Here is a 12,360-nt window from a genome sequence, read left to right as displayed (position 1 = left end):
TGCTGCTACAAACATAAAATGAACAGAATAAATCAAAAATTACAAGAAAACAAAAAAATACTTTCCATCTATTTTTCGGCAGGATATCCGAGCCTAAACGATAGCGTGCAAATCATTCAAGATTTAGAAAAAAACGGGGTTGATATGATAGAAATTGGATTACCTTTTAGTGATCCTTTGGCTGATGGACCTACGATTCAAGCTAGTTCGACTCAAGCTTTGCAAAACGGAATGACTACTCAAGTTTTGTTTGACCAACTCAAAGATATTCGGAAAACAGTCTCCATTCCGTTAGTGATTATGGGATATTTTAATCCAATGCTGCAATATGGTGTAGAAGCTTTTTGCCAGAAATGTGCCGAAATTGGTATTGATGGATTAATTATTCCAGATCTTCCAGTTGATGTTTATGCAGATGAATACAAAGCTACTTTCGACAAATACGGACTCAAAAACATATTCCTAATTACACCTCAAACCTCTGACGAGCGCATTCGTTTTATTGACAGCGTTTCGGATGGATTTATTTATATGGTGAGTTCGGCTAGTGTTACGGGTTCGCAATCGGGTTTTGGAAGCACACAAGAAGACTATTTTAAACGCATTGCCGATATGAACCTGAAAAATCCTCAAATTGTAGGTTTTGGAATTAGCAATCAAGAAACTTTTAATCAAGCCACACAATTTGCCAAAGGGGCAATTATTGGAAGTGCTTTTATCAAACATTTATCTGAAGAAGGTACTTCAAAAATTGGAGAATTTGTGAAGGGAATTCGATAAATTTACTTTAATATAAATATAAAACGGCGTTTAAAATTGATTTAAACGTCGTTTTTTTATACTTATTTGGAAGTGGTTTGTAAAGAATTATTTATATATTAGCAAAGCAAAAAACTTTGTTGCAACAATCTAACCTATTTGGGGTGTATAGTCGCTAGCTAGTAGCGAGTATATAATAGTTGGTGGTAATTCACATGCATATCTATAGAAACTACGCGAATGATTGACAAATTCACTAAATATAGGATACTTTTCATAGTATTATTATTGACCTTCTGTTCAGTATTTTTAGAATCACCATATCATGGAGATTATTACGGTGAGCCAGCATACGGATTCTATTTCCTAATTACAATTTTGAATATGTTAGTTTACTTAATGACAACAGAGAAATTAATCTTTGTCGAGAAATTTGTTTACGCTGGAATAGTATCAATTATTGTACTAATTGGCTCGGGAATACTTGTCGACAAAATTTTAGGGATGATATATGGTTATGATTCAAATTGGGACGAATTGAAATCTCCAGCAATATTGGATAGTGCACTTTTTTACTTTATTGCAAATTTTAGCGGAATTGGAATATTTGGAATTTGGCTCAGAATCAAGAAACCGAGAAATAGATGAACTACTGCCAACAGCCGTAGCCGTTACACAACCCCCAAAAAAGTTCTCATATCAAAATAATTAGATAACCTTAAACCAATATTCTAAAGTATCCTCTTCAACCCCGAAAAATCATCCCGATATTGGCTTGGAGTTCGGTTTTTTATAGCTTTAAAACTTCGATTAAAATTAGCCAGATTGTTATACCCAGACTTAAAGGCAATTTCGGAAATACTCATATCTTTCTCGACCAACCATCTTGCCGCATACCCAATTCGGATGTCGTTTATGTAATTGACAAATGTTTTACCTGTACGTTTTTTTATAAATCGATTAAAGGAAATACTAGTCATATTAGCAACGCTCGAAACGTCTTCGAGAGTTATTTTTTCGGCAAATTTTTTCTGAACATATTCATACACCAACTTCATTTTGTCGTAATCTTCAAAAGTGGCATAATCAACAGTGTAAGTTGAAAGAAGCCTTTGATTTCGGGAGTTTGCAAGATCAAACAAGAGCGAAGTGATCTCCAAAAAATAATCCATTCCGTCTAATTTTGATAATTTAATAAGTCTGGGAGTCAGCTCTTCGGCTACTTTTTTTGAGAATAAAATCCCATGAATCGAACGATTAAACATCTCCTTTATAGGATTCATAATTCGTCTAGAAAGCAAAGAATCGGGAAATAAATTAGTATCAAATTGAATGGTTATTTCGTGAATTTTATCACTAGTGCATTTATTTAATTCCCATCCGTGGTATAAATTAGGACCAATCAAAACCAATTCTACACTGTCAATATCTTCGATATTATCGCCTACGACCCGTTTTACACCTTTGCCATTTAGGATAAAATTAATCTCATACTCAGGGTGATAATGCACTGGAAAATCAAAAGTATCTTTAACTCTATCGAAAACCAAAAAACTATCTTGCGGGGAAAGTGGCGGTATTTCTCTGTAAAATTTTTTCAAATTACTCATATCGAGTTTTTATTTGCAATAATAGGATATATAAATGATAAAATAATATTATTAAAACTTGTATCATCAAATTATCTTTGAAAAGATATAATTACAGTATTTTTAGAATTAATATTTATAAAAAACACTAATCGTTATAAACCTTACTAGTTTTTATGATTTTAATAATTCTACAGAAAAATCATTCCTATTATAAAAATTTACAGAATGAATTAATTCTCAGTAATTTATCAAAAAAAAACAGCATCAAAGTGATTCCAAACAACAACTCAAAAACCATGAAAAAACACCTAATTCTGTTCGTCATCATTATTAATATAGGAATATCTTGTGCCTCGAAAGCCCAAACTACTAATACTAAACCATCATTGGCCGACCCAAAAGCGACAGTTGAAACTAAAATAATGTATAAAAATTTAGTAACCTTAGTCAATAAAGGAATCCTTTTTGGTCACCAAGACGATTTGGCCTATGGTGTAAATTGGAAATATGAAGCAGGAAGAAGCGATGTAAAAGACGTTACCGGCGACTATCCTGCAGTTTATGGTTGGGATATTAGCGGATTAGAAAAAAAATCCGATAAAAATATTGATGGAGTTCCTTTTGACAAAATGCGAAAATATATAATAGATGGGCATTCTCGTGGAGGATTAATCACGCTTAGTTGGCATGTTGACAATCCGTTAACGGGTAAAAACGCTTGGGACACCACGCCAAAATCACTCGTTTCTGCCTTACCTGGAGGAAAAAATCACGAAAAATTTAAATCTTGGATGGATGAAGTTGCAAAATTCATTCTAACATTAAAAGATAAAAACGGAAAAACCATTCCAATTCTTTTTCGTCCGTATCACGAATTGACAGGTACTTGGTTTTGGTGGTGCAAAAACAATGCAAGCCCCGAAGAATTTAAGACTTTGTGGAAATTTACCTTCGATTATTTTCAAGCGAAAGGACTTCATAATTTAATCTACGTTTACAATACTGCCGATTTCAAATCCAAAGAAGATTTTTTAGACTATTATCCCGGTTTTAATTATGCGGATGTTTTGAGTTTTGACAATTACCAATACAATGACCCAACAAAAGACAATTCCTTTGTAGAAAATTGCCAAAGACAATTCAAAATAATGAACGAAATAGCCCAAGAACAAAACAAAATTATGGCTTTTGCCGAAACAGGTTACGAAGCCATTCCGTATGACAAATGGTGGACGAACACTTTGATGAAAGCTATTGGCGATTATAAAATTTCTTATGTTTTGTTATGGCGAAATCACGGATGGAAAGAAGATGAGAAAAAAATGCACTACTACGCTCCTTATAAAGGACAAATAAGCGAAAAAGATTTTGTTGATTTTTATAATCTAGACCAAATTTTATTCGAAAAAGAAGCCGCAAAAGAAAAATTATATAATAAATAAGTACTAACCCAATCATCGAAATTAACAACCAACCAATGCACGAAAAAATTAATTTAAAAGAAAAAGTAGGTTACGGCCTGGGAGACGCAGCTTCGTCTATGTTTTGGAAAATATTCAGTATGTATCTGATGTTTTTTTACACCGATGTATTCGGAATAGCACCAGCAGTTGTTGGAACCATGTTCCTCATTACTCGAATTTGGGATTCATGTTTTGACCCTTTTGTTGGTATTATGGCTGACCGAACCAAAACACGTTGGGGCAAATTTAGACCTTATCTTTTATGGACAGCTATCCCATTTGCCATCATTGGAATCTTAACTTTTTACACTCCAGATTTTGACGAAAAAGGAAAAATAATTTATGCTTATGTAACCTATTCTTTAATGATGATGGTGTATTCTATAATCAACGTTCCTTATGCTTCATTACTTGGGGTAATGTCCTCAGACCGAAAAGAAAGAACAACCCTTTCCTCCTATCGCATGGTTTTTGCTTTTGGCGGAAGCTTATTAGCACTTTGGTTAATCGAGCCTTTGGTAAATCATTTTGGAGGGAGTTTGAATTCAAAAACAGGCTGGTTATACACCATAATTGTTTTCGGAATGATTACCACAATTTTCTTTTGGGGTTGCTTTTTTCTAACCAAAGAAAGAGTGGTACCCATTTCAGACGAAAAACCCAATTTGAAAGAAGATTTAAGCGACTTATTAAAAAATCGTCCTTGGTGGATTCTTTTAGGGGCTGGAATTGGCGCCTTGGTTTTCAATTCTATTCGCGATGGTGCTGCTGTTTATTATTTTAAATATTTTGTAAGCAGTACTGTAAGTTATAGTTTCAATGTGTTTGGCGAAAATTTTGCCATGACACCCACCTCCTTTTACTTAGTTTTAGGTCAAGCTGCCAATATCATCGGAGTAATCGCAGCCACACCAATCGCCAACAAAATCGGAAAAAAGAACACCTTTTTTGGAGCAATGGCCTTGGCGGCAATTTTAAGTGTATTCTTCTATTTCCTTGGAAAAGAAGACGTACTCTTAATTATGGTTTTCCAAGTATTGATAAGCATTTGTGCAGGTTGTATTTTCCCATTAATCTGGTCTATGTATGCCGATAGCGCCGATTATTCGGAATGGAAACAAGGCCGAAGAGCTACTGGACTTATCTTTTCAGCATCCTCCATGTCACAAAAATTTGGCTGGACAATTGGCGGAGCTGCAACAGGATGGCTATTGGGATATTATGGTTTTCAAGCTAATGTTGTTCAAACCGCAGTAACCCAAAACGGAATACAATTAATGTTGAGTATTCTTCCTGCAATTGCTGCTGGAGTTTCAGTACTCTTCATACTTCTTTATCCATTAAATGAAGAAAAACTAGAAACCATCGAACACGAATTAACCCAACAAAGAAATACAACAAATTAATCTTTGATTTAGCAATATCGATTATGAACACAACAACAAATACACTTTTTGATAAAAGAAAAGCGGCTATCCAAAACGAATTTAAAGAATTGATTGAGAAAAAAAACGAACCACAATCAAGTGCCGGAAATGGAATTTTCAGCAGGTATAAAAATCCAGTTCTAACCCGAAATCACGCACCAATAGAATGGAGATTTGATTTAAATGAAGCCACCAATCCATTTATGATGGAACGCATTAGCATCAATGCAACATTCAACGCTGGTGCGATGAAATGGAACAATAAATACATTCTTGCCGTTCGTGTAGAAGGTGTGGACAGAAAATCATTTTTTGCTATTGCCGAAAGTCCAAATGGAGTTGATAATTTCCAATTTTGGGATAAACCTTGCGTGATTCCACAAACCGATGAGCCCGATACCAATGTCTATGATATGCGTTTAATCAACCACGAAGACGGTTGGATTTACGGCATTTTTTGCACCGAAAGAAAAGATCCCAACGCTCCAAAAGACGATACCAGTTCGGCTATTGCCAATGCAGGAATTGTGCGCACAAATAATTTAGTGAATTGGGAACGTTTGCCCGATTTAATTTCAAATACAGGTCAACAAAGAAATGTTGTCTTGCATCCAGAATTTGTAAACGGGAAATATGCTATTTACACTCGACCACAAGATGGATTTATTGATGTAGGAAGTGGTGGTGGAATTGGATTGGGTTATATCGATGATATGTTAAATCCAATTGTAAAAGAAGAAAAAATAATCTTCGGAAAACAATACCACACCGTTTATGAACTCAAAAATGGTTTGGGCCCAGCTCCAATTAAAACCGAAAAAGGTTGGTTGCATTTGGCACACGGAGTTCGAAATACCGCTGCTGGATTACGCTACACACTCTATATGTTTATGACCGATTTAAATGATATTTCGAAAGTAACTCACGTTCCTGCTGGACATTTTATGGCGCCTCAAGAGTCCGAAAGAGTTGGAGACGTGTCCAATGTTTTGTTCTCCAATGGTTGGATTGCTGATGAAGACGGAACAGTTTTCATTTATTATGCTTCTTCAGATACTCGAATGCATGTAGCTGTTTCTTCCGTAGATCAATTAGTAGATTATGTGATGAATACACCCGAAGACACTTTCATATCTGCAGGTTCAGTAAATACTATCATTGCTCAAGTGAACAAGAACAAAGAAATTAAATAATAAATTCTGCTCCGCAAAGTCTCCGACTTTGCGGATGCGACTAGCGGTCTCCATCCGCATTTATAAACAAAATAGTTATAAAAAATTAAACTGTGACTCAAAAAACTAATAATCTTAAAACCGAATTAACCGCTGAACTCGACAACATTCTTGAATATTGGTCGAAACACACTATTGACTCAAAAAACGGTGGTTTTATTGGTCAAATTGATTACAAAGAGTTTAAAAATTTCGAAGCCGAAAAAGGTTCTGTACTCAATGCTCGGATTCTTTGGTCATTCGCTGCTGCTTATTCTATCACTAAAAATAAAGCACACAAACAGCTTGCAAAACAAGCTTTTAAATATGTTATTGCCCATTTTTATGATGCGGAATTTGGTGGAATTTTTTGGAGCATCAATCCTGATAAAACACCAAAAGACACCAAAAACCAAATTTATGCACTAGCCTTTACCATTTATGGAATGAGCGAATATTACGCAATTTCTAATGATGAAAGAGCTTTAAAATATGCAATAGCACTGTATAAAAAAATACAGGAATACAGTTACGACCCCATTAACAAAGGCTATTTCGAAGCTTTTACCCGCGATTGGCAACCCATCGAAGATTTGCGTTTGAGCGATAAAGATGCCAACGAAAAAAAGACAATGAATACTCATTTACACATTGTTGAAGGCTATGCTAATTTGTATAAAGTCTGGAAAAACGAAGGTTTACAAAAAGACATTATAGAATTACTCGAAGTCATAGAAACCCATTTTATCGACCAAAAAACGGGGCATTTAAAACTGTTTTTTAACGAAAATTGGATCGAAAAGCCAGACGTGATTTCTTATGGACACGATATTGAAGCTGCTTGGTTATTATTACAATGTGCTGAAATTTCGGGTGATGAAAACATAATTGAGCGTTACAAAAAATACGCTATTCTCTTAACCGATGCCACTTTCGAAGGAATTGACTCAAAAGATGGAGGACTTTGGTACGAATTAGAGCCCGAAACCAACACCTTGGTGGCAGAGAAACATTGGTGGCCACAATCCGAATTGATGATTGGTTTTTTTAATGCCTACCAAATGACAAATGACAAAAAATACTTGGATGTTGTACTTAAAAACTGGGAATTTGTAAAGCAATACATCTTAGACCCCGAAAATGGAGAATGGATTTGGGGAATCAACCAAGATTACTCCAAAATTGAAAAAGACAAAACGGGATTTTGGAAATGCCCCTATCACAATAGTAGAGCATGCATCGAATTGATTTATCGAATAAAAAACTTACCTTTAGCTAAATAAAATCGTTACTTAAATTACCTATCCAAATGAAAAAACTAAAACCACAATTTCTATTTTTATTTATCATTCTACCTTTTTTCCAAGTTTCGGCTCAAGAAAATGTAACAAAACTGAGCGATGGAATTGAAATTAAAATTAAAAAGCCACAACAAAACGATGCCGCTGTTCTAAGAATACAAGTAGTTTCAAATGCTATTTTACACATCACAGCTAGCCCAACCACTACTTTTGACACTACAAAAAGCTTGATGCTTCTCGATTTAAAACCAAACTCGACTCCATTTGAAGTGATAAATTCAAACGATACTGCGACCCTTTCGACAAAAAATTTGAAAGCCACCGTTTCGATAGAAACAGGTGAAATAGTATTTAAAGATAGGGCTGGAAAAACACTCTTACAAGAAACCAAAGGTGGCGGAAAAACCATTACAGGAACCACATTGGATGGCAAACAATCCTATATCGTAAAACAATCCTTCACCAGCGAAACTGATGAAGCTTTGTACGGTTTAGGACAACATCAAAATGGTGCTTTCAATTACAAAGGCACTAAAGTTTTATTATCGCAATACAATACCGAAGTGGCGATTCCATTCTTGGTATCCAGCAAAAATTATGGCATTTTGTGGGACAATAATTCACTTACAAAGTCGATAGATACTCAAAATTATGATAAAATTTCTACGCTAAGATTGTATTCTGCTACTGGAGACAAAGGTTGGTTGACAGCAACATACACAGATAAAAAAGACCCTAAAAAAGTACTTACTCGTCCAGAATCCTATATTGATTACAGTTATATTCCATCATTAAAACAGCTTCCTGAAGGAATTAAATTAGAAAATACACTTGTAAAATGGGAAGGCTCTTTCGAATCTGATTTTTCAGGTGAACACCAATTCAATCTTTGGTTATCAGGATACACCAATGTTTATATTGACGATAAATTAGTAGCTGCAAGATGGAGACAAGGATGGAATGCTACCAACGAATTAATTCGAATCAATCTTGAAAAAGGAGTAAAACACAAACTAAAAATCGAATGGGATCCATTAGGAAATGAATCTTTCATAAGTTTCACTTGGTCAAAACCGAAAACTGAAGCTCAAAAAAATGAATTCGCTTTTGAATCAGAAGCAGGGCAAAAAATAGATTATTTCTTTGTTTCTGGAAAAAATATCGACGAAGTAATTAGCGGTTATAGAACCCTTACGGGCAAAGCAACGATGATGCCAAAATGGTCAATGGGATTTTGGCAAAGCCGTGAACGCTATAATACACAAGACGAAATTTTGACTACTGTTGCCGAATTCCGAAAAAGAAAAATTGGATTAGACAATATTGTACTCGATTGGAGATACTGGAGAGAAGGCCAATGGGGAAGTCAAGAATTTGACCCAGCACGTTTTCCAGACCCAAAAGGAATGATGAAAACATTGCACGAAAAATACAATACTAATTTAATGATTTCGGTTTGGGCAAAATTCTATGAAGACACTCAAAACTACAAAGATTTAGACGCAAAAGGCTATATTTTAAAAAGAAACGTAGCCGAAAACCGTAAAGACTGGTTAGGATTCAACAACGCTATTTATGATCCTTACAATCCCGATGCTCGAAAAGAATTTTGGAAATTAATCAACAAAAATATCTACAGTACAGGAATTGACGCTTGGTGGATGGATGCCTCAGAACCAGATATTCACAGCAATATGCCACCCGAAGTTCGAAAAGAAATGATTGGAAACACCTTTCTTGGAGCGGCAGAAATCAATTATAATGCTTTCTCGCTAATGAACGCCAAAGGAATTTATGAAGGGCAACGCAGCGTTGATCCCAACAAACGAATCTTTATGCTAACACGTTCTGGTTTTGCAGGATTGCAACGCTATGCGGCAGCCACTTGGAGCGGTGATATTGGTTCAAGATGGGAAGATTTGAAAAATCAAATTCCAGCAGGTTTGAACTTTTCAATGTCTGGATTGCCCTATTGGACAACTGATATTGGAGGTTTTTCTGTAGAAACTCGTTATGAAAAAGCTACTGGTGAAACTCTTGAAGAATGGAGAGAATTAAACGCACGTTGGTATCAATATGGTGTTTTCTGTCCGCTTTTTAGAGCTCACGGTCAATTTCCATACAGAGAAATATTCAACATTGCACCCGAAGATCATCCAGCTTACAAAAGCATCTTAAATACTAATAGATTGCGTTACCGATTGATGCCTTACATCTATTCGTTAATGGGACAAATCTACCAAAACGATTACACCATGATGCGTGGACTTCCAATGGATTTTAGTTCTGATAAAAAAGTATTAAATATCGCCGATCAGTTTATGTTTGGCCCAGCAATATTGGTCAATCCTGTAACCGAATACAAAAAACGCAGTCGTGAGTTGTATTTGCCGAACACCAATGGTTGGTACAATTTTTATACTAGCGAATTCTTAGAAGGTGGTCAATCTATCACAGCAAAAGCCGATTACGATGAAATTCCATTGTATGTAAAAGAAGGTTCTATCCTGCCTTGTGGTCCAAATATTGAATATACTTCACAAAAATCATCCGAACCTTTTACGATTTATGTTTACACCGGAAAAGATGCTAATTTTAGTTTATACGAAGATGAAAACACCAATTACAATTACGAAAAAGGGAAATTTTCTAACATAGAATTCCAATATAACGAAGCTTCAAAAACACTAACTATTGCCGACAGAAAAGGTAGTTTTGACGGAATGCTAAAAAATAGAGTTTTTAACATTGTCTTTATTGGCAAAAACAAAAACGCAACATTTCAATTGACTTCAAACGCAAATGAAGGTAAAAAAGTGAAGTACAATGGCAGTAAAATTGCTGTTCAATACTAAAAACTTATATGAAAACATACAAAATTAGTATCGTAGCGATCATTATTTTGGGGCTTTCGGCTTGTTCGAGTCAAGAAAATCCAACACCAATTCCAGTAACTCCAACTCCTGAAGTTCCCGTGATAAAACCACAGGTTGATCCAACTGTAGAAAACACAGTAGGCTTCTTTATGGACAATTGGAGTCCAAAAAATTGGACTTCGCCAACAAATTTTGTTGAAACAGCAGTTCCCACAACTACAAACTCGACAGTAACAATTGATTATGCCAATGTAATTACCAAAATTCCTACTACTATTTATGGCAACAACGCCAATTTATGGTCTGGCAAAATGGTCACAGATACTAAATTAGTATCCGATCTTACCAATTTAAAAACCAATATCATACGCTTTCCTGGTGGAAGTATAAGTGATGTGTACTTTTGGAATGCAGCTAGCAATCCTTCAACCGTACCTTCGACTATGGTCAATTCAGACGGTACAACTGTTCCTTCTAACTTTTGGTTTGGAAAAAATGACGCCAATTGGACGATTTCATTAGACAACTATTACCAACTTTTGCAAGCCACCAATAGCAAAGGTTTAATAACCGTAAATTATGGCTATGCCCGATATGGAACAGGTACAAACCCAGTTCAAGATGCTGCAAAATTAGCCGCCGATTGGGTAAAATATGACAACGGCAGAACCCAATATTGGGAAATTGGCAATGAAAATTTTGGCGATTGGGAAGCCAGATATCGCATCAATACAGCACTTAATAAAGACGGTCAACCCGAATTTCTAACAGGCGAATTGTATGCTCAACATTTCAAAATAATCGCTGCCGCAATGCGAGAAGCTGCCAAATCTGTTGGGAATACAAACATCAAGATTGGCGCAGTGCTATTTGAATCCAAACCTGAAACTTGGATGAGCACCAACAATAAAACTTGGAACGACAAACTCTTGCCTACCATTCTCGAAGAAGCCGATTATTATGTATTACACAGCTATTTTACGGCAATTGCAAATGTTGATGCTGTTACCATTTTAGAAACACCAAAAGCAAGAATAAACGAATTCACGACCTACGTCAAAAATAGTTTGAGTGCCAATAATAGACAAATTAAACCTTTTGCACTCGATGAATGGAACATTTTTGCTAATGGTAGTAAGCAACAAGTATCGCATATTAATGGGTTACACAGCGTTTTATTGCTAGGCGAAGTTTTAAAAAACAAAATAGGTCTTGCCGCACGTTGGGACTTATTCAATGGTTGGAGTAAAGGTGACGACCACGGTTTGTTCAGCAATGGAGATGAACCCAATATTCCTAAGGGAAATCCCCGTCCAGCTTTCTATCAAATGTATTATTTTCAAAAAAATATGGGAGATCGCCTTATCGATGCCACCAAAGATGCCACAGGAAACTACGAAGTGTATGCTTCTTCGTTTTCGGATGGAAAAGTGGGAATTACTTTTGTGAACAAAGCTACCACTGCCATTACAATAAAAATTAAATTAAATAATTTCCTCACTGGTAAAAGAATGTATTGGTACTCTCTTGTTGGCGATACCGATAACGGTGAATTTTCAAGAAAAGTAATCATCAATGGCACTGGCCCAACATTAGAAGCGGGTGGTCCTACTAATTATGAAACCATTAAACCGTATTCTGCATCAACAACAAACGGAACCAATGTAACTTTGCCTGCACGTTCTTCGGTATTTGTTGTCATCGAAAAACAATAATATTATAAATTTAAAT

The 12,360-nt window shown here is 35.5% G+C and carries 9 protein-coding genes; 8 read left to right on the top strand and 1 reads right to left on the bottom strand.

From position 1 onward, the window contains the following. The first annotated feature begins 18 nt into the window (after nucleotides 1-18). Complete coding sequence (trpA, locus tag C3L50_RS13935) at nucleotides 19-780, top strand: tryptophan synthase subunit alpha (protein ID WP_103806793.1); 762 nt, start codon at nucleotides 19-21, stop codon at nucleotides 778-780. 219 nt (nucleotides 781-999) lie between these two features. Then, nucleotides 1,000-1,407 carry a hypothetical protein gene (locus C3L50_RS16240; protein WP_133158894.1) on the top strand — a complete coding sequence of 136 codons (408 nt, stop codon included), beginning with the start codon at nucleotides 1,000-1,002 and terminating at the stop codon, nucleotides 1,405-1,407. Between the two features lie 83 nt (nucleotides 1,408-1,490). Here the strand turns inward: C3L50_RS16240 and C3L50_RS13925 are convergent, their stop codons facing one another. Beyond that, nucleotides 1,491-2,369: an AraC family transcriptional regulator gene (locus C3L50_RS13925; RefSeq protein ID WP_103806791.1), complete on the bottom strand. Its 879-nt coding sequence runs from the start codon at nucleotides 2,367-2,369 to the stop codon at nucleotides 1,491-1,493. 278 nt (nucleotides 2,370-2,647) lie between these two features. Here C3L50_RS13925 and C3L50_RS13920 point away from each other — a divergent pair, with 278 nt between their 5' ends. The 6 genes from C3L50_RS13920 to C3L50_RS13895 all read left to right on the top strand — a co-directional run bounded on the left by C3L50_RS13920 (nucleotide 2,648) and on the right by C3L50_RS13895 (nucleotide 12,344). Next, nucleotides 2,648-3,793: a glycoside hydrolase family 26 protein gene (locus tag C3L50_RS13920; RefSeq protein ID WP_103806884.1), complete on the top strand. Its 1,146-nt coding sequence runs from the start codon at nucleotides 2,648-2,650 to the stop codon at nucleotides 3,791-3,793. A 35-nt stretch (nucleotides 3,794-3,828) separates the two neighbouring features. After that, entirely contained in the window at nucleotides 3,829-5,220 is a 1,392-nt protein-coding gene (locus tag C3L50_RS13915) for an MFS transporter (protein WP_103806790.1), read from the top strand. A gap of 23 nt (nucleotides 5,221-5,243) precedes the next feature. Beyond that, nucleotides 5,244-6,434 carry a glycoside hydrolase family 130 protein gene (locus tag C3L50_RS13910; RefSeq protein WP_103806789.1) on the top strand — a complete coding sequence of 397 codons (1,191 nt, stop codon included), beginning with the start codon at nucleotides 5,244-5,246 and terminating at the stop codon, nucleotides 6,432-6,434. A gap of 92 nt (nucleotides 6,435-6,526) precedes the next feature. Then, nucleotides 6,527-7,735 carry an AGE family epimerase/isomerase gene (locus C3L50_RS13905; RefSeq protein WP_103806788.1) on the top strand — a complete coding sequence of 403 codons (1,209 nt, stop codon included), beginning with the start codon at nucleotides 6,527-6,529 and terminating at the stop codon, nucleotides 7,733-7,735. 26 nt (nucleotides 7,736-7,761) lie between these two features. After that, complete coding sequence (locus C3L50_RS13900; protein ID WP_207764338.1) at nucleotides 7,762-10,608, top strand: TIM-barrel domain-containing protein; 2,847 nt, start codon at nucleotides 7,762-7,764, stop codon at nucleotides 10,606-10,608. 8 nt (nucleotides 10,609-10,616) lie between these two features. Continuing rightward, nucleotides 10,617-12,344, top strand: a complete 1,728-nt coding sequence (locus C3L50_RS13895; RefSeq protein WP_103806786.1) for an alpha-L-arabinofuranosidase — start codon at nucleotides 10,617-10,619, stop codon at nucleotides 12,342-12,344. Nucleotides 12,345-12,360: the final 16 nt, after the last annotated feature.

The organism is Flavobacterium alvei (assembly GCF_002920895.1).
In the GTDB taxonomy this organism is placed as follows: domain Bacteria; phylum Bacteroidota; class Bacteroidia; order Flavobacteriales; family Flavobacteriaceae; genus Flavobacterium; species Flavobacterium alvei.
This window is presented reverse-complemented; position numbering and strand designations above follow the sequence as displayed.